The sequence below is a fragment of the Arthrobacter hankyongi genome (assembly GCF_022012395.1).
Taxonomy (GTDB): Bacteria; Actinomycetota; Actinomycetes; order Actinomycetales; family Micrococcaceae; genus Crystallibacter; species Crystallibacter hankyongi.
In genome coordinates, this window is sequence record NZ_JAKLTQ010000004.1 from 161455 (window position 1) to 184319 (window position 22865).

Below are 22865 nucleotides of genomic sequence, written 5' to 3' on the forward strand. Positions count from 1 at the left end.
AAAATCCGCATCACGACAAGGAAGGAAGCCGTCTGCAGCGGCTGGCACCAAGTGGTCAGACAGCGCCGAAAGTCCTCTACCGGGCATGTCCTGAAGTTGCCCCGGGAGCGGCTGGACATACCCGGCAGGCGGCGGAATTCTGGAGGTGCCGGGTTAGCCGCCCGCCTCAAGTCTCAGACACTCATAAGGGGATAGACGTGTTGAAAAAGATTGCATGCACCACCGCCGGCCTGCTGGTTGCATTGGGCGCCCTGGCTGCCTCCACTCCGGCAGTCGCCGCCGATGCCGGCAGCCAGACCACTGTCCAGCCGGCCAAGGCGCCTTCCGGCATCATCCTCGCCGCCCGGGCCTGGGACTGGTAAACCCTAAGCTGCCCCGTCCGGAAGCCATGCTGCTGAACCTGTAACCAGGGGCGGCCGGTCTTCCCCTCCCCCAACCCACCAGCGAGCCTTGTTAGGAGCAGCGCATGAGCCAGCTGACAGCCATCCGCACGTCCGAGTCGCTCGGCCTCGAACCATACTGGTGGGTCCTGTCTATTTACACGGCTAGACAGGACGAGGCCGAAGCCGTCATAGGAGAACTGGTTACGCCATTGGTGGCCCACGCGCGCCGCGAAGGCGTGGGACGCTGGTACTTCAGCCAGCATGACGGCCGGACGGGGCCCCACGTGAAGGTCCGGTTCCTGGGTTGCCGCTCCAGTCTCGACAGCCTCAGGCGGTTCGAACTGGCGGCCAGGAACCGGACCAGGTCCCTGGCCGGGGCCACCACCGAACAGCATTATGTCCTGTCGCCGCTGCATGACGCGTCGGCTGCCGTGGCCGCCGGCGTGGAGCTGCAGGAAGTGCAGGAGGCCGAGCTGGACCGTTTCGGCGGACCCGAAGGCCTGGCCCTGGCCGAGGAGGTGTTCGAGCTCTCCTCGGAGCTGGCCGTGTGGGCCACCCAGCGGTTCAGCAAGCGCCAGGGGCGCTCTGCCCTGGCTGCCCTGCTGCTGTCGGACGCGGCCTGGGCCATGTCCCACGGCACCCGTGCCGCCCAGTGGCCGGACCGGACGCGGCTGTCCTGGGACTACTGCTGGGACAACCACCTGCGCGCGTCGACGGCGGAACTGGGCCGCAATGGCGCGAAGGCCCGGGACGGATTGGCGGCGGGCCTGGCGTCCCGCACCGCTCCGATGCACCGGCTGATGGCGGCAACCGCGGCCGAGAGCAGCGTGCAGAACTGGCGGCGGCGGTGGACCCGAGCCATTGACACCTACCTCTACCGGGCAGACAAGGCCCGGACGAGCAGAAGCGCGCAGCATCTGACGTTCAGCCAGTCGCACCTGATGGTCAACCGGCTGGGCTTCAGTGCCTGGGAGGAAGCCTCCCTCGGCATCTACGCCCGGGGCTGGACTCCGGAAGTCGAGTCTTTCCTGCTGGAGAAGAGGGAACGATGAGCTCAATGAACGGGACCGTGCCGGAGACGGCAGATCAGGGCGCCGCCATGGAGGCGCCGGCGGTGCTGGGTACCCATGGACAGGATGCCGACCTGCTGAACCTGCGTGGCGACGAGTATTCGCGCGACGCGGCCTGGGCGGATCATTCCTGGCAGTAACGGCGCAGGCAGCACGCCATCGGAAAATTTCATAAGCCACTGGCCGGAACTCCCCCCAACGGTTCCGGCCAGTTCTTTTTGTCCGGCGGGCCCCGCCCCGCCGGAGCCTTGGCGGCGGACCAAAATAGTTGATACTCACAACTATGGTGATTATTAAGTTTTTTGAGTATCGTGTGAATAACGATCGATTGATGTGTTTGACCTCACACGCGCAAGTCCGCGACAGTGAGTTCTGGACATCTGTTCGATCAGCGAACGGGGCAGCCGGCAAGGCCGGCTGCTGGATATAAGGAGCTCTAATGAAACGTGCATTGACTGTGCTGGCGGCCGCGGCATCGGTACTGGCGCTGTCGGCCTGCGGCTCGGGATCCCCGAGCGGCGCAGGCTCTGCACCGGCCCCGTCCGCGGGGGCCGGCGGCAATCTGACCAAGATCACCGTCGGTGTCATCCCGATTGTGGATACCGCGCCCATCTGGCTCGGCGAATCCAAAGGCTTCTTCAAGGAAGAAGGACTGGACCTTGACATCCAGACCGCAACCGGCGGCGCGGCGATCGTTCCGGGCGTGGTCAGCGGCAGCTTCGACTTCGCCTTCTCCAACCTGGTTTCGGTCATGGTGGCCAAGGACAAGGGCCTGGACCTGAAGTTCGTGGCCAACGGCGCCTCCAGCACCGGCGACACGAAGAAGGACATCGGTGCGGTCGTCGTGCCGGCGGATTCGGACATCAAGTCGCCCAAGGACCTGGCGGGCAAGAAAGTGTCGGTCAACAACCTTTCGAACATCGGCGACACCACCATCAGTTCCGTAGTCGAGGCCGACGGCGGAGATCCCAAGAGCGTGGACTTCGTCGAGGTCGCCTTCCCGGATGCTCCCGCGGCGCTGGAGAACAAGCAGGTCGACGCCGCCTGGATCCTGGAGCCGTTCCTGAGCTCCGCGGTGGAAAAGGGCGCCCGGGTCATCACCTACAACTTCGCCGATTTCGATCCGGAACTGGACATCGCCGGCTACTTCACCACCGGCGACACCGTGGCCAATGACCCGGCCCTGGTGGAGAAGTTCACCAAGGCCATGAACAAGTCGCTGGAATACGCGCAGGACAACCCACAGGAGGTACGCGACATCGTGGGCACCTACACCAAGATCGACGCAGCGACACGGGACAAGATGACCCTCCCGCGCTACCGCGCCGAGTTCAATAAGGCTGCGGCCACCAAGCTGGGCGAGGCCGCCGCCAAGTACGGCACCCTGTCCCAGACCCCGAACCTGGACCAGCTGCTGCCATGAGCGCCCCGGTGGTAACCACTTCCGGATCCGCTGCCTCCGGCAGCGGGCAGCACAGGGCGGTCCGGAAGCCGGCCAGAAAGTGGCCGGTCAAGCAGTTGCTGGGCCTCGCGGGCATTCTTGGCTTCCTGCTGGTGTGGGAACTGATCCCGCGCGCAGGCATTATCGAGGCCCGGTTCCTGCCCCCGGCTTCGGAAGTCATTGCCGCACTGGGCCGCGATTTCGGGCTGACCGCGTTCTGGGCGGCCGTCGGCGAGACGATGCTGGCCTGGTTCCTGGGCCTGCTCATGGCGATCGTGCTGGCGGTGGCGCTCGGCTTCGTCATCGGGTCCTCGTCCGTCCTGCGGAAGCTGACCAACTCCACCGTGGAGTTCCTGCGGCCGATTCCCTCGGTGGCGCTGATTCCGCTGGCCGTGCTGCTGTTCGGGGTGAAGATCGAGTCCTCCCTGATGCTCATTGTGTACGCCTCGTTCTGGCAGGTGTTCATCCAGGTCCTCTACGGCGTCGCGGACGTGGACAACGTCGCGATGCAGACCGCGCGGTCCTACGGGCTGGGCACGGCCGCCCGGGTGCGCTATGTGGTGTTCCCGACGGCGCTGCCGTACCTGATGACCGGGGTGCGCCTGGCCGCCTCGGTGGCGCTGATCCTGGCGATCACCGCCGAACTGGTGATCGGCTCTCCGGGCCTGGGCCGGGAGATCGCGCTGGCGCAGTCCGGCGGGGCCATCTCCGGCATGTACGCCCTGGTCCTGGCCACCGGCCTGATCGGGGTACTGATCAACCTGGTCATGCGGTTCATTGAGCGCAAGACCCTGTCCTGGCACTCCTCCGTGCGCTCCGAGGTGATCGTGTGAAACCGGCCAATATTCTCAAGGCCCTCCTGTACGCCGTCGGGCTGCCGGCGGTCCTGGTCCTGATCTGGTGGGCCGCGACGCTGGGGGCGAAGAATTTCTTCGTCCCGACCCCCGGGACGCTGCTCTCCACCTTCGCCGAGACTTGGTTCGGGGAACGGATTGTCTCGGACGTGCTGCCGAGCCTCGGCCGGCTGGTGGTGGGGGTGGTTGCCGCCATCGTGCTGGGCATCGTGGCGGGGCTGCTGATCGGTTCGGTGAAGTGGCTGCGGGCCTTGACCGAGCCGGTGCTGGAGTTCTTCCGGGCTGTGCCGCCGCCGGTACTGGTGCCGGTGCTGATGCTGCTGATGGGCATCACGGACTCGATGAAGGTGGTTGTGATCATCTCCGGCTGCATCTGGCCGGTGCTGCTGAACACCATCGAGGGCGTGCGCGCGATCGATCCGGTGCTTTCGGACTCGTCCCACACCTACGGGATCACCGGGGCCGCCCGGGTGCGCTACCTGGTGCTGCCCTCGGCCGGCCCGCAGATCATGGCCGGGGTGCGCCAGTGCCTGTCGATCGGCCTGATCCTGATGGTCATCTCGGAAATGTTCGCTTCGTCCTCCGGGCTCGGCTTCACTATCGTGCAGTTCCAGCGCTCCTTTGCCATCCCCGAAATGTGGTCCGGCATCGTGATCCTGGGCCTGATCGGGGTGGCCATGTCCTTCATCTTCCAATTCACCGAGCGCCGCATCCTGCGCTGGTACCACGGCCTGCGAGAGGTAGAAAATGCAGTCTGAAACCACCGACAAGACCACTATGCCCGCCGGCAGCCCGGCACCGGCCGGACGCACCCTGCCCGAGGGCCAGGCCATGCTCTCGGTGCGGAACCTGAAGAAGGTCTACCAGACCGACGGCGGGCCGATCGAGGCCGTGCGCAACCTGACCTTCGACCTGCGCGCCGGGGAGCTGGCCTGCCTGGTCGGGCCGTCGGGCTCGGGCAAGACCACGCTGCTGAAGTGCATCTCCGGGCTGATGGCCCCCACCGAGGGCCAGGTGCTCCTGGACGGGGCGGTGGTTTCCGGCCCGCCGAAGAAGATGGCCGTGGTGTTCCAGGAATACGGCCGCTCGCTCTTCCCCTGGATGCGGGTGCGCGAGAACGTCGAACTGCCGCTGAAGAACCAGGGTGTGCCGAAGGCCGAACGCGACAAGCTGGTGGACGAGGCGCTCGAGGCCGTGGGCCTGTCCCACGTGCCGATGTCCTACCCCTGGCAGCTCTCGGGCGGCATGCAGCAGCGCGTGGCCATCGCCCGCGCCGTGGCCTACCAGCCCGAGGTGCTACTGATGGACGAGCCGTTCGCCGCCGTGGACGCCCAGACCCGCGCGGACCTGGAGGACCTGATCCGCACCGTGTGGAAGAAGCTCGGGGTCACCGTCCTGTTCGTCACCCACGACATCGACGAATCGGTCTACCTGGGCCAGCGCGTGATCATCCTCTCCTCCTCGCCGACCGTGATCCAGGAGGACCTGGTCATCGACCTGCCCGAGGAACGCGACCAGCTCAACACCCGCGCCCTGCCGCGCTTCACCGAGCTGCGCCACCACGTCTACGAGCAGATCCAGCTCGCCAAGCAGGGCCACCGCCCCGCGGCGGCGCACTGACCCTAAGGAGCGGCAAACAGCAGGCGCCCTCCCCGGCTACGGGAAGGGCGCCTGCTCTATGTCCGTGTATCCTCATGTCCCTCAAACTCCCCGATTTCCCCCGCCCCGCGTTCCGGGAATCCCCTGCACCTGCGGAACGCGGTGGATTCCCGGAACGCAGCGAGGTGGGGGAGGAGGGGCGGGGCCGGAGGGTGTGCTCAGTCCCCGTTGAAGGCCACGCGCTGGAGCAGCGACCGCAGCGTGTCACGTTCGGCCGTGCTGAGCCGGCGCAGTGATTGGGCCTCTGATTCGCGCACAATGGCAGCCGCCGCCCGGTACAGCCGGCGTCCGGCGGCGGTGGCCGCGATGACTTTGGAGCGGCGGTCCCGCGGGTCCGCTTCCCGGGTGACCGCGCCGCGCTTTTCGAGCTGGTCCACCAACGAGACGATCTGGCTGGGATCCAGGCTCAGGAAGTCCGCGAGTTCGCGCTGCGAGGGGTTCTCTCCGCTGCAGGCCAGCGAGAGGACGGAATAGGAACGGACCTTCAGGTCCAGGTCCGCCAGCAGTTGGTTGGCCCGCCCGGAACCCAGGGACCGCGCCCGCGCCGTGAGGAATTCGACTTCGGCGGCCAGTTCGGTGCCCTGCAGCCGCTCGATGCCGGAGTGTGGGGAGGCCGATGCCTCCTGCTGTGCTCCGGGGGCCTCCGTTGGCTGTGCGGACATGGTTCCTCGCTCTGGATGAGTAGAAAAAACTAATGATTGACTTTTTCAATGGTATAGGTTGTCATTGAATTTAGATCAGCATATCGCCAATACCCGGAGCAGGGAACCGGGAAAAGCAAAGGAGTTTGAGATGTCTTCGACCATGAATCTGACTGGGAAAGTCGCGATCGTAACCGGCAGCGGCCGGGGCCTGGGCCTGGCCTACGCGCGGGAACTGGCCGCCCGGGGTGCCGCCGTCGTCGTCAACGATGTCGACGCGGCCGTGGCGGACGAGGCGGTGGCTGCGATCACAGCCGGCGGCGGCCGGGCCGTTGCAGTTGCCGCCGCCGTCGGATCCACCGAAACCGCCAAGGCCCTGGTGGCCGCCGCGGTTCAGAACTTCGGCCGGCTGGACATCCTGGTCACCAACGCCGGGGTGCTGCGGGACAAGTCCCTGCTGAAGATGACCGACGAGGACTTCGACCTGGTCATCAACGTGCACCTGCGCGGCACCTTCACCTGCGTGCGCGAGGCCTACGCGTACTTCAAGGAGAACAACGTGGCCGGGCGGATCATCGCCATCGGCTCCCCGACGGGCCAGCGCGGGAACTTCGGGCAGACCAACTACGCCGCGGCCAAGGCCGGCATCGTGGGCATGGTGCGCACCTGGGCGCTGGAGATGAAGCGCGCCGGGGTCACCGCCAACGCCGTGATCCCGGTGGCCGCGACGGCCATGACCAAGACCGTGCCGTTCTTCGCCAAGGCGGTGGAGGCTGAGGAGGCCGGCGAGGCCATGCCGGAGTTCTTCCGCAAGGAACTGGGTTTCGGCACCGCGTCCGACGTCGCGCCGCTGGTCGCCTTCCTGGCCTCCGACGCTGCCTCGGACGTTACCGGCCAGGCCATCGGCGTCGGCGGGGACCGGCTGCAGCTGTGGAGCCATCCGGAGGCTGTGGCCACCGAGTACCGCGACGGCGGCTGGAGCTTTGAGGCGCTGGCGGAGCAGTTCGGCGCCCTCTTCGGGGACAAGCTGCAGTCCGTGGGCGAGTCCTTCCCCGAACTGCCGGCCGAGCTGCAGCCGGAACCGGCGGGGACCAAGTAGCCGTGGCACCGGTGCGCTACGAACCGGCGCTGGACGTCGCGTCGCTGGCCGCGATCGACATGCACGTGCATGTCGAGGCGGACAGCCACGGCCACCTCTCGCTGCCGCAGCCGCTGATGGAGGCCTCGGGCAAGTACTTCAGGGCCGCGGACCGGACCCCGTCGCTGGATTCGATCGCGGAGACCTACCGGGGGCTGAACATGGCCGCGGTGGTCTTCACCGTCGACGCCCGGACCCGGCTGGGGCACGAGCCGAACAGCATCGAGGAAATCGCCGAGGGCGCGGCACGCAACAACGACGTGCTGATCCCGTTCGGCTCGGTGGACCCGCTCACCGGCGCGGACGCGATCGACCGGGCCAGGCGCCTGGCCGGGGACTGGGGGGTGCGCGGGTTTAAGTTCCATCCGAGCCTGCAGGGCTTCAACCCCGCCGACGAACGGTTCTACCCGCTCTGGGAGGCGCTGCAGGAGCTCGGCCTGCCGGCGGTCTTCCACACCGGGCAGAACGGCATGGGCGCCGGCCTGCCCGGCGGCGCCGGGATCAAGCTGGGCTACTCCAACCCGCTGCTGCTGGACGAGGTCGCGGCGGACTTCCCGGACCTGCAGATCATCATGGCCCACCCCTCGGTGCCGTGGCAGGACGAGGCCAACTCGATCGCCACGCACAAGGCGAACGTGTTCATCGACCTCTCCGGCTGGTCCCCGAGGTACTTCCCGCAGTCCCTGGTGAAGCTCGCCGGCTCGGTGCTGCAGGACAAGGTGCTCTTCGGCACCGACTTCCCGCTGATCACCCCGGCCAAATGGCTGGACGCCTTCGCGGAACTGCCGATCAGGGACGAGGTCCGGCCCAAGATCCTCAAGCACAACGCCGTAAAGCTGCTGGGACTGGAGGACCATGGTGAGCGTTGACCTTGAAACCACCGAGCAGACCCGGCTGTACGACGATTGCGACTATTACGACGCCGAGTCCCTGCTCACCCCGGACGAGCGCCGGGTGCTGGGCCGGCTGCGCCGCTTCCTCGACGAGGAAGCCCGGCCGCTGCTGGCGGACTACTGGGAGCGCGGCGAATTTCCGCACCAGCTCGCCGAGCCGCTGGTGCGCCTGGACCTGATGGAACCTGCCGAGCTGGCCGCCAACGGTCCTGCCCGCGGCATCTACCACGGCTTCCGGAACTTCGAACTGGCCCGCACGGACGCGTCCCTGGCCACCTTCTACAACGCCCAGTCCGGGCTCTTCCGCACTGCGGTCCGGCTGGGTGCGTCCCAGGAGCAGGCGAAGGAATGGCTGCCCAAGGTCGTCGACTTCTCCCTCAAGGGTGTCTTTGCGCTCACCGAGCCGGCGTCCGGCTCGGATATCGCCGGCGGCCTGTCGACGACGGCGCGGCGCGAGGGCGCCGGATGGGTGCTCGACGGCGAAAAGCGCTGGATCGGCGGCGCCGGGTCCGCCGACGTGCTGGCCGTGTTCGCCCGCGACGTCGCCGACGGTCAGGTCAAATGCTTCCTGGTGGAGCGCGAGGCCCCGGGCGTCACACTGGAGAAAATCCACGGCAAGACCGCGCTGCGCATGATGCAGAACGCCCACATCACGCTCGAGGGCGTGCGGGTGGCCGAATCCATGCGGCTGCACAAGGTCAACTCCTTCAAGGACGTGGCAGCCATGCTGCGGGCGATGCGCTCGGACGTGGCCTGGATCGCCGCCGGCATGCAGGCCGGCGCCTTCGAGGCCGCCCTGCGTTATGTCGCCGGCCGGGAGCAGTTCGGCCGTCCGCTCGCCGCGTTCCAGCTGGTCCAGGAAAAGCTGGCCCGGATGCTCGGCAACGTGACCTCCTCCCTCTCGCTGGTGGTCCGGCTCACCGAGCAGCAGTCCAAGGGGATCTACCGGGACCAGGACTCCGCCCTGGCCAAGATGCAGGTCTGCCTGCAGCTGCGCGAGACCGTGGCGCTGGCCCGCGAAGTGGTCGGCGGCAACGGGATCACGCTGGACACCGACGTCGCGCGGTTCCACGCCGACGCCGAGGCCGTCTACTCCTACGAAGGCACCCACGAAATCAATGCGCTGGTGGTCGGCCGGGCCATCACCGGCCTGGGCGCCTTCCGCTGACCACAAATCCACCAACCCAAAGGGGAAAACCATGAGCAAGACAGTTGTGAGCTTTGAGGAACTGGCCGGCCTGGCCGGCAAGGACCTGGGTTACACCGACTACATCGAGATCACCCAGGACCAGATCAACACCTTCGCCGACGCCACGGATGACCACCAGTGGATCCACACGGACCCTCAGAAGGCCAAGGACGGACCCTTCGGCGCCCCCATCGCGCACGGCTTCCTGACCCTGTCCCTGATCATCCCGCTGTGGAGCGAACTGTTCGACGTCGACGGTGTCAAGACCAAGGTCAACTACGGCCTGGACCGGGTGCGCTTCACCAATCCGGTCAAGGTCGGCGCCAAGGTCCGGCTGCACTCGGTCATCGCCGAGGTCGCCGAGGTCAAGGGCGGCGTGCAGATCAAGACCGCGAACACCATCGAGATCGAAGGCGAGGAACGCCCCGCCGTCGTCGCCGAGTTCCTGGCCCGCTTCTACGCCTAGGACCCTGCGGGCCGCAGCGCCCGCGCAGCCTATCCACCACCTGCCATCAAGGAAGATGAACGCAATGAAAAAGCACCTTGCCAAGTTGCTCGCCGGCGGCGCGATCGCCGCGCTGGCCCTGACCGGCTGCGCCTCCGGCTCGCCGTCGGGCTCCTCTGCCGCCACCGAGGGCGCTTCCGGCAGCGCCGGCGGCGGCCTGAAGGACGTCACCGTCGGCGTGCTCTCCATCGCCCCCTCGGCCGCCATGCAGTACGGCATCGACGAAGGCATCTTCAAGGCCCACGGCCTCAATGTCACGCTTCAGCCCGGCACCGGCGGTGCGGCCATGCTGCCGGCGGTGTCCACCGGGACCCTGAACTTCGCCGTCGGCAACCCGCTCTCCGTGATGACCGCGGCGACCAAGGGTCTGGACATGAAGATCGTCACCGGCTACTCGGATTCGAAGGCCGAGAGTGATGACATCAACGGCGTGGTGGTCAAGAAGGATTCCGGCATTACCAGCTGGAAGGACCTGGAAGGCAAGACCACCTCCGTCAACGCCCTCAAGACCCAGGGCGACCTGACGATCATGCAGAGCGCGAAGCTCGACGGCGCGGACCCGGCCAAGCTCAAGTTCAACGAGATGCCCTTCCAGGACATGGAGGCCCAGCTGGAGCGCGGCAACACCGACGCCATCTGGCTGCCCGAACCGTTCCTGAGCCGGGCACTGGCCGCCGGCAACACGCTGGTCGGCTACCCGAACCAGACCGCGGTGCCCGGACTGCCGACCATGGTGACCTTCTCGTCCGGCGCCTACGTCAAGGACAATCCGGAGGTTGTCGCCGACTTCAAGGCGGCGATGGAGGAGACGCTCGCCAAGGCGGAGGCCAACGGCGACGCCGTGCGTGCGCTGCTGCCGAAGTTCATGGGCATGGACGCCGCCGTTGCCGAAAAGCTCAAGATGGAAACCTTCGACGCCGAGGTCAAGACCTCGCAGCTTCAGGAGCTGGGCAAGCTCATGGTCGAGTACAAGTTCGTCGACCAGGAGCCGGATGTGGCGGCCATGACGGTGCAGTAGCCGCCGGCACGCAGCAGTAGCAGCGCAGGGGTCGTCCGTCTCGGACGGCCCCTGCCTCGTGCCGGCGCGGCGCGGGTCGGCGGCTCAGTGGCCGAAGACGTCCGCGTCCAGCAGGCCGGTTTCCCCGCTGTTCAGCGCACTGAGCGAATCGAGCTCCTCGCCGGTGAGCACAAAGTCGAAGATCCCCAGGTTCTCCGCCAGCCGGTCCGGATGTGACGACTTGGGGATGGCCACGTTCCCCACCAAGGTGTGCCAGCGCAGCACGATCTGGGCCGGGGTCCGCCCGTACCGTTCGGCCAGGGCCGTGACGGCAGGCTCCTGTAGCAGGGCTCCGCCGCGGCCCAGCGGGCTCCAGGCCTCGGTCACGATCCCGTGCTGGCGGTGCAGCTCCACGATGTCCGGCCGGGTATGCAGCGGATCGAGCTGGACCTGGTTGACGTCCGGCACCAGCCCCGAATCGAAAAGGCGCCGCAGGTGGGCGGTCTTGAAATTGGACACGCCGAGGGCGCGGATGCGTCCGTCGGCCAGCAGCTTGGTCATCCCGGCCACGGCGTCCACGTAGCGGTCCTGCTCCGGCACCGGCCAGTGCACCATCAGCAGATCGATGTAGTCGACCCCCAGCCGCCGGGCGCTGGCCTCGAAAGCCTCCTCCACGCCGTCGTAGCTGTGCCACTGCTTGTTGAACTTGGTGGTGATGAAGATGTCCTCGCGCGGCACCGAACTGTGTTTGACCGCGACGCCGACGCCGGGCTCGTTGGCGTAGTTTTCGGCCGTGTCGATCAGCCGGTAGCCCAGCTCCAGGGCCGCCTCCACCACCTCGGCCGCCTCGGCATTTTCCATCGGCCAGGTACCCAGGCCGAGCAACGGCATTTTGGCGCCATTACGCAGGGTTACAACGGGGGCCAGCTCAACATTCACGGCGCAATCCTCCGGTCGGTGGGGGCAGCGGCGCAGCTGCCACCACCCAGCGTAGAGCGTGGGCGGCGGCAGTTGAAGCCCGGCGGTCCGCACCGGGCCCAAAGGAAAGCCGCTGCCCGTGGCCGCGTCCCGGGACGGAACAGGCGGCCACGGGCAGCGGCTTGAGGCTGGGCCTGCAGGCAGGTCAGGCGTTGACCGGCTCCAGTGCGCCAATCAGGGCGGCGAGGACGCCGGCCAGTTCTGCCGCGGTCTCCTCGTGGTCCTTCGGGTGGGTCTCGGCGAAGTCCTGGAAGCGGCCGCCCACGGTCACCGAGGCATCCTCGAGCACCTTCGCGCCGGCCACGCCGAGGACCTTGCGGGCGTCGTCGTTGGCCCACTTGGCGCCGTACGGCGAGGGGGAGGCGCTGATGACGGCAGCGGGCAGATCCTTCACGGCGCCTGCGCCGTACGGGCGGGACAGCCAGTCGACGGCGTTGCTCAGCACGGCCGGGGTGGAGCCGTTGTACTCCGGAGTCACCAGGAGCAGGGCGCCGGCGGCCTTGGCGGCATCGCGCAGCGCCTGGGCGGCTGCCGGGACGGAGCCTTCCGCATCCAGGTCTTCGTTGTAGAACGGAACCTCGGCCAGGCCTTCGTAAATGGTGACCTCGGTGCCTTCCGGGGCGAGGGCCGCAGCTGCCTCGGCCAGCTTGCGGTTGACCGACGCGCTGCGGAGGCTGCCGACGAGGGCGAGAATCTGGATGCTCATGTTTCTCCTAGGGTGGTGCATGTTGCTACATTCACCGTCTATAACGAACCGGTGACACGTCATCATTCCCGGTGGGCTGCCAGGATCGCTGTGGGCTTGGTCACTCGGCGGGTTCCGCCGGTGTGGTGGTACCGCGCTGCTCAAGCCAGGCCTGCACGTCGGCGAGCCGGATCCGCCGGTGTGTGCCGCGGTACTGGACCGGGATGCTGCCGTTGTCCGTCAGCCGGCGCATATAGGTCAGCGACACCCCTGCGGCCTCGGCCGCCTGTGAGGTGTTCAGCAGCTTCTCGGCGGAGGTGACCACCACCGCCTCGCCGCGGGCGAAGCGTTCCAGCAGGTCGACGACGGCGCCGGCGGCCTGCCCGGGCAGTCTTACCGTGGTGCCGTTGACGAAGACCGTCACATCCGCGCTGTCCTCGAGGGCACGGCGCAGCCTCAGCACCTCCTGCTCCGGCAGGGCGTCGGTGGTGCGGGGTTTGATCTGGGCCATGGCCCCAGCCTAGACGCCGAGGGCCCCGCTCCGAGCGAAGCGAGGTAAGCGAGCGGGCAGGGGTCCCCGGACGCTCGGCCGGCGGGGCGGGATCAGGCCGTGGAGGTGACCCCGGCCCGCAGCGCGTCGGCCTCGACCCAGGACTGCGGGCCGGCGGCGAAGGCACCCCGGTAGGCGGCAGCCGGATGGCGCTCATTGAGGTGGTCGGAGCCGAACAGCTTCCTGCGCAGGGTGCCCTCGGCATACTCGGTCTGGGCCAGGCCGCGCTCACGCAGTACCGGCAGGACCTTGTCCGCGAATTCCTCGAAGGAACCGGGGATGACCCAGTTGATGACATTGATGCCATCGACGCCGGCGTCCTGCCATTCCTCCAGCTTGTCGGCGATCTGCTCGGGGGTGCCGACCACCCGCGAGTTCTGCGCCTGCAGGTAGGCGAGGTCCGCCACTACCGGCTCACGGTCGGTAATGTGTTTGGACACCCACTCGGTGAAGCCCTTCATGGTGTTGGTGTCCACGGCCGCGAGCGGGGTGTCCGGCGGGTAGACGCGTCCGGTCTTGTCCACGATCGCGGCGTGGGCGAGGTAGCCGTCCACGCTGACGTACTCGTCGTAGTACTTGGCCTTGGCCCGGGCCTCCTCCTCGGTGTCACCGATGATGAAGGACAGCCCGGGGAAGAACTTGATATCTTCGGGCCGGCGTCCGGCCTCAACCGCGAGCCGGCGGGTGTCCGCGATCAGTTCACGGGCGACGGCGGGGCTTGGGGCGATGATGAAGACCGCCTCGGCGTTGCGTGCGGCAAAGGCGCGGCCGGAGGCGGAGGAGCCGGCCTGGAACAACAGTGGAGTCCGCTGCGGGCTCGGGGAAGGCAGGTGCGGGCCCTCGACGCGGTAGCGCGGGCCCTCGTGGTAGATCTTGTGGATCCTGGACGGGTCGGAGAAGCGGCCGTTCTCCTTATCCTTCAGCAGTGCGCCCTCGTCCCAGGACCCTTCCCAGAGCTTGAAAGTGACGTCCACGTACTCGTCCGCCCAGCGGTACCGTTCGGCGTGGTCCGTCAGCGCGTCCAGACCGTAATTGCGTGCCCCGTTGTCCTGCACGCCGGTGACGATGTTCCAGGCGATGCGTCCGCCGGAGATGTGGTCCAGGGTGGACAGCTGCCGGGCGAAGTTGAACGGATGGTTCTGCACCACGTTCGAGGTGGTGGCCAACCCGATGTGCTTGGTCTTCACCGCGAGGGCTCCAAGCAACACGGTTGGATCATTCGACGGGATCTGCAGGCCTTCGTTGACGTACACGTCGAAGTCGGCGTCCGCATCCCCGTACAGGCCGGAGACGTCCGCGAAGAACATGGCGTCGAACTTCGCCGCCTCGAGCTTCTGCGCCAGGTCGATCCAGGTGTTCACGTCATTGAATTCGGTCTGCCCGGCATCCGGCCGCCGCCACTGGCCGTGGTGGATGTGGCTGGAGGTGTTCATGACGAAGGCGTTGAAATGAAGAGGCTTGCGCCGGCCGGCGTCGTTGGACGGGTTCTGGGACATTGCTGCTCCTACCTTGTTCGGTGCTGGTTGCCCTGATCGTGGCACCGTGCCGGAAGCCCCGGCCAGCGGAGTTGAGCCGCGCGACTGCGTGTTGCCCTGTGTTGCCAATTACGTCTCCGGCAGCCGCCTTGGGTCCTTGGTTTACGTCCGGCGACCGGTCCGGTCCTTGTGTGACAGGTTTCTGGCATCGGCGCCGGCCGGCGGACAACACTGTGTTCGAGCCGCAATGTGCCGGCTATGGAGGCAACTGCCCCAGGACTTATCCCAGCCGCAATACTTCACCAAGGAGCACCCCGTGGAAAACCGCCAGCCGGCGTACCAGCCGCCCGCCGATTCAACGTTCCGCCGTCGAGGACGGCACCGGACCGCCGCCGTGCGGACCGCCTTGGCTGGTTCGGCCTCCGTGCTGGCCCTGCTACTGGCCGGCTGCGGCGCGGGAGCGGGTGTTGCCGGAGCCGGCGAAGGCAGCGGGGAGAAGGTGGAAGGCGGTACCCTCCGGTACGCCCACCTGCAGGAACCGCCTTGCATCTACGGCGGCTGGGTCCAGCAGGCCTTCCTGTCCCGGCAGGTGCTTGACTCGCTGGTTTCGCAGACCGACGACGGCAAGATCGTTCCGTGGCTGGCCAAGTCCTGGAGCGTCAGCGATGACCAGAAGACCTGGACCTTCAAGCTCAAGGACGGCGTGAAGTTCACCGATGGCACGCCGGTGGACGCCAAGGCCATCGCGGACAACTTCGACTACTGGGCCGCCGGCGGCAACGGCACGGTGCAGGCGCACATCGGCGAATACTACAAGTCCGCGAAGGCAGTCGATGCCGGGACGGTCGAGATCGCGCTGAAGGCGCCATTTACCCCGCTGCTTTCGGCGCTGAGCCAGGGCTACTTCGGCATCCAGTCCCCGACGGCGCTGAAGGAGCGCACGGACCAGCAGAACTGCGAGGCACCGATCGGTTCCGGCCCGTTCACCGTCGGGGCGTGGAAGCGCGGCGAATCCGTGACGTTCGAGAAGAACCCGGCTTACAACTCCGCCCCGGAAAACGCCAGGCACCAGGGCCCGGCCTACGTGGACAACATCGTCTGGTCCTTCGTCCAGGACAACACCTCCCGCTTCGGCTCGCTGGCCAGCGGGGAGTCCGACGCGATCGGCGAGGTGCCGACCGTGGACTTCGAGGCGGCCAAGTCCCAGTACCAGGTGCAGCAGTACATCACGCCCGGCCGTCCGGTGACGCTGTCCCTGAATACGGTCAAGGGCCCCTTCACCGACAAGCTGGTCCGCCAGGCGTTCGCCTACAGTGCCGACCGCAAGGCGGCAGTGGATTCGGCCTTCCTCGGTGTGGTGCCCTTCGAAGGCAACGGCACGGTCAGCCAGAGCACGCCGGGCTACAACAAGGACGTGGTGGACGACTACCCGTTCGACCAGGCCAAGGCGAACGAACTGCTGGACAAGGCCGGCTGGACCGAGCGCAATGCCGACGGCGTCCGGGTCAAGGACGGCAAGGAGCTGACGATCGACCTGGTCTTCGGGCTGAACTCGATCGTCACCACCGAAGGCGCCACCGCGCTGCAGAACCTCCAGGAACAGGTCAAGCCCGTCGGCTTCAAGGTGAATCTGGTGCCCGTCACGCAGGCGGACCTCTTCTCCGGCGCCTATTCGACCCCGGACAAGTACGATGCGACGCTGGGCTACTGGACCAGCCCGCACGCGGGCATCCTCTACATCAACTTCCGGCAGAACACCAAGGCAAAGCCCAACTACGCGAACACCACGTTCTACAACAACGCGGCGATCGAGAAGACCATCCTGAAGGCGAATTCGGCCAAGACCACCGAGGAAGCCAATAAGTACTACGCCCAGGCGCAGCAGGCGCTCAGCGACGAGGCGGTGGCTGTGGGCCTGTACACGCAGACCTCCTCGCTGGCCGTCCAGCCCAAGCTCAAGGACGTCTGGCTCGAGGCCTCGCAGGGCGAGCCGGTCTTCCACGACGCCTACTTCACGAAGTGATGACCCATGGGCACCGTGGACACCAGCCCCGGGACGGGGCAAGAAACCAAGCAAGAAACTGAGAACGACGGCGGTTCCTCCGCCAGTGCCCGCGGCACCGGCCCAGATGCCCGGCAACGCCGGGGCGCCTCGCGCCGGGCGGACAAGCTGCCGGCCTCGCCCGGATTGCGCCGGGCCGGCGGCCGCCTGCTGACCGCCCTCGGGGTGGTCTGGGCCGCGGCCACCTTCACCTTCCTGATCCAGGCCCTGCTGCCCGGGGACCGGGCGACCCTGCTGCTGAACCAGCTCACCGGCCAGGTCCAGGAACGCACCGCCGAGGAACTGGCACCGATCAATGCGCAGTACGGGTTCGACGACCCGCTGATCGTGCAGTACCTGCGCTTCCTCGGGGATCTGGCCACCGGGAACCTGGGCGAGTCCTACCAGCTGCACAAGCCGGTTGCCTCGGTGATTGCGGACCAGATCGGACCGACCATCCTGCTGACCGTCGCCTCCCTGATCGTGGCCTGGCTGATCTCGGTGGTGGTGATCGTGGGCACGGCGAAGCGGAGCCGGCCGGTTTCCGCACTGGCCTCGGGATTGGAAGCGGTGGCGGCGGGACTGCCGCAGTACTGGCTCGGGGTCATCCTGCTGGTGGTCTTCGCCCTGAACCTCGGACTCTTCCCGGTGGTCGGCGGCACGGGCTTTGCCGGTCTGGTCCTGCCGGCGCTGACCCTGGGTATTCCGCTTGCGGGCTTCCTGGGCCAGGTGACCCGCACCGAGTTCGAGAAGGCCATGGACCAGCCGTTCGCGCTCTCCGCCCGGATGCGCGGCATGGGGGATACGGGCGTACGGGTGCGCCACGTGCTGCGCCATTCCGTCCTGCCGGGAGTGACGCTCTCCGGCTGGGCCCTGGGCTCGCTCTTCTCCGGTGCGGTGATCGCCGAGAGCATCTTCAGTAGGCCGGGCCTGGGCAAGATCCTGGTCACCGCCGTCAATTCCCGCGATCTGCCGGTGGTCTGCGGCATCGTCATCCTGGTCGCGGCCATCTATGTCGTTGCGAACCTGCTGGTTGACCTCGCCTACACGCTGATCGATCCGAGGCTGAAGAACTCATGACCACTACTACGCTGACTCCGAAGACAAATCCGGCATCCGGGCCGCAGGCCCGCACCTCGCCGGCCGCCTGGCTGCGCGCGGTGCCGCTGGCACCGGCCGTCTCCGCCGCCGTCGTCCTGTTCTTTGTGATCGCGGCCATCGCGCCGCAGTTGCTGACCCATCGGGATCCTTTTGCCATCGACTTGGCGAATGCGCTGCAGCCGCCCGGCCTCGCGCACCCGTTCGGCACCGACCAGTCCGGCCGGGACCTCTACACCCGTGTCGTCTACGGCGCTCGCGAATCCCTGCTGATCGGCCTGGGCGCCACCGGCCTGGCCATTGGCATCGCCGTTATCCTCGGGGTGGCCTCCGGCCTGGGCGGACGCCTGCTGGACGGGGTGGTCAGCCGCGGCCTGGAGGTGCTCTTCGCCTTCCCGGTGCTGCTGCTGGCCATGCTGTTCGTGACCATCTACGGACCCAGCGTCACCACCCAGATTGTCGCCGTCGGCCTGGGCACCGCCCCCGGCTACGCCCGGATGATCCGCGGCCAGGTGCTGGCCGTGCGCCATTCCGGCTATGTCGAAGCGGCGCATGCGCTCGGCCATAGCCGCTGGACGGTACTGCGCCAGCATGTGTTCCCGAATGCGATGCGGCCGCTGGTCGCCGTCGTCACGCTCGGCATCGGCCAGTCCATTGTCTGGGCCTCGGGACTGGCATTCCTCGGTCTGGGCGTCGCACCGCCGTCGCCGGAATGGGGTGCCCTGCTGGACGCCGGCCGCATGTTCATTACCCGGGCCTGGTGGCTCGAGGTGATGCCCGGCCTGGCCATCGTCGCCATTGCCCTGGCGGCGACCTCGCTGGGCCATTTCATCCAGAAGAAGCTCGAAGGAGCGCAGTCATGACCGCCACCCTCGAACACCCGTCCGCCGCAGCGACAGCCACCCGGCAGTTGCTCAATGTACGGAACCTGAATGTCTCCTTCACCGCCGGCCGCGGCCGGCCTGGCGCGCCGAACACCCAGCGGTACCATGTCGTCAAGGACGTATCGCTCAGCCTGGCCGCCGGCGAGTGCCTGGCCATCGTGGGCGAATCCGGTTCGGGCAAGTCGGTGACCGCGCGCACCCTGGTGGGCCTGCCGGGCGGCACCGCCCGGGTGCAGGCGGACGCCCTGGAACTGGCCGGGCACCAGGTGGCCGAGCTGGGGGAACGGCAGTGGCGGCAGCTGCGCGGCAGGGAAATCGGCTTCGTCCTGCAGGACGCCCTGGTCTCGCTGGACCCGCTGCGGCCGGTAGGCAGGGAAATCGAGGAGGCGCTGCGGCTGCATGGCTGGGGCAACCGGCGCAGCCGCGCGGCAAAGGCCGTGGAGCTGCTGGCCAGCGTGGGGGTGCCGAACCCGGAAATCCGGGCCCGGCAGCGTCCGGATGAACTGTCCGGCGGCCTGCGCCAGCGTGCCCTGATCGCCTCGGCGATCGCGCTCGATCCGAAGCTGGTCATCGCGGACGAGCCGACGACGGCACTGGACGTGACCGTACAGGCGCAGATCCTTCAGCTGCTGGCCGGCATGAAGGACCGCGGTACCGGCATCGTCCTGATCAGCCACGACCTGTCCGTCGTGGCCACCCTGGCGGACCAGGTGGCGGTCATGCAGGGTGGGGCGATCGTCGAGCAGGGACCGGCACGCCGGGTGCTGCAGGACCCGCAGCACGAATACACCCAGGCGCTGCTGGACGCGGTCCCGTCCGCGCACACGAAGGGCACCCCGCTGTCCAAGGACGGACGGGCCCGGATCACCGCGACCAGCCGCCGCATCCGCACCGAACGTCCGGCCGAGGCCCCGCCGGTGCTGCAGGCCGAGGGGCTCACCAAGAGCTATAAGGGACCCGACGGCGTGCAACGCACCGTGGTCCGGGACGTCTCCTTCGAACTTGGCGTGGGCGAAACGCTGGGCATCGTGGGCGAATCCGGATCGGGCAAGAGCACCACCGCCAGGATGGCCCTGGCCATGCTCGAGCCGGACGCCGGACGGGTGCTGCTCGACGGCGGGGCCTGGACCGGGATTTCGACGGCGGCAAGGCGTTCCCGGCGGCGCCTGGTGACCGTGGTCTACCAGGACCCGCTGAGCTCCTTCGATCCGCGCTGGAACGCCGAGCGGATCCTGCTCGATGCCATCTCCCGCACCGACTTTCCGACCGAGGCCGAGCGGACCGCCCGCGCGGCGGAACTGGCCGGGCAGGTGGGGCTGCAGACCGAACATTTGGCCAAGCATCCGCTGCAGCTTTCCGGCGGACAGCGGCAGCGGCTCGCGATTGCCCGCGCGCTGGCTCCGGAGCCGGAGGTGATCGTGCTGGACGAGGCCGTCTCCGCCCTGGACGTGTCCGTCCAGGCCCAGGTCCTGGACCTGCTCTCGGACCTGCAGCAGGAACTGGGGCTGAGCTACCTTTTCATCTCCCACGACCTGGGCGTCATCCACCACATGAGCGACCGGGTACTGGTGATGAAGGACGGCCTGGCCGTGGAGCAGGGCAGCGCAGACCAGATCTTCAACAGCCCGCGGCAGCCCTATACCCGCGAGCTGCTCGCGTCCCTGCCGCAGCTGCCGTCCGGCGCCGCTGCCACCGAAGGAGGCCTGGCATGAGCAAGCCCCTGTTCTTCAACGCCTTCCTGATGAACACCGGATCGCACATCCAGCACGGGCAGTGGCGGCATCCCGATGCCCGGCAGGCCGAGTTCAACGATGTCCGGCTCTGGATCGACGTCGCGAAAACGCTCGAAGAGGGCCTGTTCGACGCGATGTTCTTCGCGGACGTCTCCGGGCTGTACGGGCCGGCCGGCGGACAGTACGTGGACAACGTGCATGAGGGCCTGCAGATCCCCAGCAGCGACCCGACCGTGCTGCTGGCCGCGCTCGCCGTCGTGACCAGGCACATCGGGCTGGCGACGACGTCGAACATGATGCAGAACCATCCGTTCAACTTCGCCCGGCAGCTGAGCACCCTGGACCACATCTCCAACGGCCGCATTGCCTGGAACATCGTCACTTCCACGCAGGAGAACGCGGCCCGGAACTTCGGCTACCGGGCCCTGACCGAACACGATGCCCGTTATGACTGGGCGGACGAGTACCTGGAGGTGGTCTACAAGCTCTGGGAAGGTTCCTGGGACGACGGCGCGCTGCTCAAGGACAAGGCGGGCGGCCGGTTTTCCGATCCGGCCAGGATCCACAAGATCCACCATGACGGAGCGCGCTACAAGGTCGAAGGTCCGCACCTGCCCTCGCCCAGCCCCCAGCGCACCCCGCTGCTGTTCCAGGCCGGCGGGTCCGAGCGGGGGATCCGGTTCGCCGCCCGGCATGCCGAATGCCAGTTCATCGTGACGCCGAACCCGGAGGTGGCGCAGGACCACATCTCCCGCACCCGCGCCCTGGCGGCCGCCACCGGGCGCGATCCGCAGGACGTGAAGTTCTTCCAGGGGCTCTCGCTGGTGATCGGCCGCGACGAGGCCGAGGTCCGGGCGAAGGAGGAGGACTACCTCAGGTACGCCTCGGTGACCGGCTTCCTGACCCACGCCTCGCTCGGCATCCTTCCGGACGGCTCCCGGCTGCCGGACGACACGCGCCTGATCGACATCCCGAACAACGGCGGGCAGGCCCACGTGGAATGGCTGCGCCGGGCCACCCCGGACCGCGAGCCGACGCTGGCGGACCTGGCCAACGGGCGGATCCGCCGCGGCTACATCGCCGGCACCCCGGAGCAGATCGCCGACCGGCTCGGCCAGTGGCAGGCCGCCGGCGTGGACGGGATCAACGTGATCAACTGGCGGCTGCCCGGCAGCTACGAGGAATTCAACGAACTGCTGTTGCCCACCTTGCAGCGGCGCGGCCTGGCCAAGACCGAATACGCCGAGGGCACCCTGCGGCACAAGCTCTTCGGCCGGGACCGGCTCCCGGACCGCCATCCGGGCGCCCGTTACCGCGGCGCCTTCGCCCCCGCGCTGGCCGCGACCGCCGGCCCGTCCGCCTAGGAGCCCTGCCATGACCATTGTTGAAACCTCTGCCGCCCCCGTGACCGACGCGGAACTGCTCGGGATCTTCCAGCCCGTTTTTGAGCGGATCCGGACCGGTGCCGTGGCCCGGGAACAGGACCGCCGGTTGCCGTTCGAGGAGATCGGCTGGCTGCGCGCAGCCGGCTTCGGCCGGCTCCGGGTGTCCCGGGAGCACGGTGGCTTCGGCGCCACCGTGGAGCAGCTGGTGCTGCTGCTGATCGGCCTCGGTGCGGCCGATTCCAACATTCCGCAGGCGCTTCGCGGCCATATCGGCTTCACCGAATACGTACTGGCCCACCCTGACCAGGAGTACCGCGACTTCTGGTTCGCCGAACTGGCCGGCGGGGCGCTGGTCGGCAATGCCGAGAGCGAGCGGACCGGCACATTCACCGAGCAGGCCACCCGCGTCGCCGAGGAAAACGGCCGCCTGCTGCTCAACGGCACCAAGTACTACACCACCGGTTCCATCTTCGCGGACTGGATCCTGGTCAGCGCAGCGGCCCCGGGCACCGGCTCCGGCGGACCGGGCCTGGTCACCGTCCAGGTCCGCGCCGACGCCGCCGGGGTGGACATCGTGGACGATTGGGACGGCTTCGGACAGCGGCTCACGGGTTCCGGCACCACCGGGTTCAGCAACGTGGAAGTCGACCGGCGCTTCCTGCAGGCACGGTCCCTGGACTCGTTCACCCGGACCATCCAGCACGCGGTGTACCAACTGGTCCATCTGGCCGCCTTGTCAGGCATCGCCGAGGCGGCCCTGGCGGAGATTACCGGCTTTGTCCGCGGCCGGTCCCGCAACCTGTTCAATCCCACCGTGGCCCCGGCCCAGGATCCGGTTGTCCTCCAGGTGGTCGGCGAGACCTTCGGGACGGTCGAAACGGTCAAGGCCGCGGTCCTCGCCGCGGCCCGCACGGTCCAGCAGGCGAGTACGGCGCAGCTGGCCGGCACTGCGGACGGCGGCGACTTCGCGGCGGCCGAAGCCCATGTTTACGGTGTCCAGGCCACCGTGATTGACCTGGTGCTGCGGACGGTTTCCCGCATCTTCGAAGTGGGCGGGGCCTCCGCCACTTCCACGGGCCGCCAGTTGGACCGGCTGTGGCGCAACGCCCGCACCATTTCCTCGCACAATCCGGCCATCTACCGGCAGCAGGCCGTGGGCGACTACGTGCTCAACGGCGTCGCGCCGGCAGCACGGACCCTGGAACTGCTGGGCACCGGCCCGGTGCCGCGCGGCTGACGCCCGCACCGGACCGGCGTGATGCGCCG

Annotated in this window: 23 protein-coding genes; 18 read left to right on the top strand and 5 right to left on the bottom strand. The window is 67.8% G+C overall.

Translation table 11 applies throughout. The features are described from left to right. Positions 1–200 precede the first annotated feature (200 nt). The 7 genes from LVY72_RS08410 (at position 201) to LVY72_RS08440 (ending at position 5368) form a co-directional block, all read left to right on the top strand. Positions 201–362, top strand: coding sequence for a hypothetical protein (locus tag LVY72_RS08410; protein ID WP_237819641.1), 162 nt, complete (start codon positions 201–203; stop codon positions 360–362). Between the two features lie 104 nt (positions 363–466). Next, positions 467–1435: a lantibiotic dehydratase C-terminal domain-containing protein gene (locus LVY72_RS08415; protein WP_237819643.1), complete on the top strand. Its 969-nt coding sequence runs from the start codon at positions 467–469 to the stop codon at positions 1433–1435. Beyond that, on the top strand, positions 1432–1593 hold the full coding sequence (locus LVY72_RS08420) for a hypothetical protein (RefSeq protein WP_237819645.1): 162 nt from the start codon (positions 1432–1434) through the stop codon (positions 1591–1593). The genes LVY72_RS08415 and LVY72_RS08420 overlap by 4 nt, the downstream gene beginning before the upstream one ends. Positions 1594–1892: 299 nt before the next feature. Next, the gene (locus LVY72_RS08425; RefSeq protein WP_237819647.1) at positions 1893–2876 is read left to right on the top strand and encodes an ABC transporter substrate-binding protein; all 984 of its coding nucleotides are present in this window, start codon (positions 1893–1895) and stop codon (positions 2874–2876) included. After that, a complete protein-coding gene (locus LVY72_RS08430; RefSeq protein ID WP_237819649.1) occupies positions 2873–3727 on the top strand; it encodes an ABC transporter permease in 855 nt (284 codons plus the stop codon). The genes LVY72_RS08425 and LVY72_RS08430 overlap by 4 nt, the downstream gene beginning before the upstream one ends. Further along, the gene (locus LVY72_RS08435) at positions 3724–4506 is read left to right on the top strand and encodes an ABC transporter permease (protein ID WP_237819651.1); all 783 of its coding nucleotides are present in this window, start codon (positions 3724–3726) and stop codon (positions 4504–4506) included. The genes LVY72_RS08430 and LVY72_RS08435 overlap by 4 nt, the downstream gene beginning before the upstream one ends. Positions 4507–4525: 19 nt before the next feature. After that, positions 4526–5368 (top strand): ABC transporter ATP-binding protein, encoded by an 843-nt coding sequence (locus tag LVY72_RS08440; protein ID WP_237819887.1) that lies wholly within the window; start codon positions 4526–4528, stop codon positions 5366–5368. Positions 5369–5565: 197 nt separating this feature from the next. Here LVY72_RS08440 and LVY72_RS24615 read toward each other — a convergent pair whose 3' ends face one another. Beyond that, positions 5566–6069: a MarR family winged helix-turn-helix transcriptional regulator gene (locus LVY72_RS24615; protein ID WP_308190723.1), complete on the bottom strand. Its 504-nt coding sequence runs from the start codon at positions 6067–6069 to the stop codon at positions 5566–5568. Between the two features lie 142 nt (positions 6070–6211). Between LVY72_RS24615 and LVY72_RS08450 the strand changes: the two genes are divergently transcribed. The 5 genes from LVY72_RS08450 (at position 6212) to LVY72_RS08470 (ending at position 10791) form a co-directional block, all read left to right on the top strand. Further along, positions 6212–7147, top strand: coding sequence for an SDR family oxidoreductase (locus LVY72_RS08450; protein WP_237819890.1), 936 nt, complete (start codon positions 6212–6214; stop codon positions 7145–7147). 59 nt (positions 7148–7206) lie between these two features. After that, complete coding sequence (locus LVY72_RS08455; protein WP_237819893.1) at positions 7207–8055, top strand: amidohydrolase family protein; 849 nt, start codon at positions 7207–7209, stop codon at positions 8053–8055. Further along, entirely contained in the window at positions 8042–9247 is a 1206-nt protein-coding gene (locus LVY72_RS08460) for an acyl-CoA dehydrogenase family protein (protein WP_237819653.1), read from the top strand. The genes LVY72_RS08455 and LVY72_RS08460 overlap by 14 nt, the downstream gene beginning before the upstream one ends. A 31-nt stretch (positions 9248–9278) precedes the next feature. After that, on the top strand, positions 9279–9734 hold the full coding sequence (locus tag LVY72_RS08465; protein ID WP_237819655.1) for a MaoC family dehydratase: 456 nt from the start codon (positions 9279–9281) through the stop codon (positions 9732–9734). A 64-nt stretch (positions 9735–9798) separates the two neighbouring features. Further along, on the top strand, positions 9799–10791 hold the full coding sequence (locus LVY72_RS08470; protein WP_237819657.1) for an ABC transporter substrate-binding protein: 993 nt from the start codon (positions 9799–9801) through the stop codon (positions 10789–10791). A gap of 84 nt (positions 10792–10875) precedes the next feature. Here the strand turns inward: LVY72_RS08470 and LVY72_RS08475 are convergent, their stop codons facing one another. From LVY72_RS08475 to LVY72_RS08490, 4 genes are all read right to left on the bottom strand, one after another. Beyond that, the gene (locus LVY72_RS08475; protein WP_237819659.1) at positions 10876–11709 is read right to left on the bottom strand and encodes an aldo/keto reductase; all 834 of its coding nucleotides are present in this window, start codon (positions 11707–11709) and stop codon (positions 10876–10878) included. 184 nt (positions 11710–11893) lie between these two features. Then, a complete protein-coding gene (locus LVY72_RS08480; RefSeq protein ID WP_237819662.1) occupies positions 11894–12454 on the bottom strand; it encodes an NAD(P)H-dependent oxidoreductase in 561 nt (186 codons plus the stop codon). Positions 12455–12554: 100 nt separating this feature from the next. Further along, the gene (locus tag LVY72_RS08485; protein ID WP_237819665.1) at positions 12555–12944 is read right to left on the bottom strand and encodes a helix-turn-helix domain-containing protein; all 390 of its coding nucleotides are present in this window, start codon (positions 12942–12944) and stop codon (positions 12555–12557) included. Between the two features lie 92 nt (positions 12945–13036). Continuing rightward, the gene (locus LVY72_RS08490) at positions 13037–14479 is read right to left on the bottom strand and encodes an LLM class flavin-dependent oxidoreductase (protein ID WP_237819667.1); all 1443 of its coding nucleotides are present in this window, start codon (positions 14477–14479) and stop codon (positions 13037–13039) included. Between the two features lie 295 nt (positions 14480–14774). Between LVY72_RS08490 and LVY72_RS08495 the strand changes: the two genes are divergently transcribed. From LVY72_RS08495 to LVY72_RS08520, 6 genes are read left to right on the top strand one after another with little or no spacing between them, the layout of a single operon-like run. Next, complete coding sequence (locus LVY72_RS08495) at positions 14775–16481, top strand: ABC transporter substrate-binding protein (RefSeq protein WP_237819669.1); 1707 nt, start codon at positions 14775–14777, stop codon at positions 16479–16481. Positions 16482–16487: 6 nt separating this feature from the next. Beyond that, the gene (locus tag LVY72_RS08500) at positions 16488–17579 is read left to right on the top strand and encodes an ABC transporter permease (protein WP_237819671.1); all 1092 of its coding nucleotides are present in this window, start codon (positions 16488–16490) and stop codon (positions 17577–17579) included. After that, a complete protein-coding gene (locus LVY72_RS08505) occupies positions 17576–18460 on the top strand; it encodes an ABC transporter permease (protein WP_237819673.1) in 885 nt (294 codons plus the stop codon). The genes LVY72_RS08500 and LVY72_RS08505 overlap by 4 nt, the downstream gene beginning before the upstream one ends. Next, positions 18457–20193 (top strand): dipeptide ABC transporter ATP-binding protein, encoded by a 1737-nt coding sequence (locus LVY72_RS08510; RefSeq protein ID WP_237819675.1) that lies wholly within the window; start codon positions 18457–18459, stop codon positions 20191–20193. The genes LVY72_RS08505 and LVY72_RS08510 overlap by 4 nt, the downstream gene beginning before the upstream one ends. Continuing rightward, positions 20190–21578: an LLM class flavin-dependent oxidoreductase gene (locus tag LVY72_RS08515; protein WP_237819677.1), complete on the top strand. Its 1389-nt coding sequence runs from the start codon at positions 20190–20192 to the stop codon at positions 21576–21578. The genes LVY72_RS08510 and LVY72_RS08515 overlap by 4 nt, the downstream gene beginning before the upstream one ends. A gap of 10 nt (positions 21579–21588) precedes the next feature. After that, positions 21589–22836, top strand: coding sequence for an acyl-CoA dehydrogenase family protein (locus LVY72_RS08520; protein WP_237819679.1), 1248 nt, complete (start codon positions 21589–21591; stop codon positions 22834–22836). Positions 22837–22865: the final 29 nt, after the last annotated feature.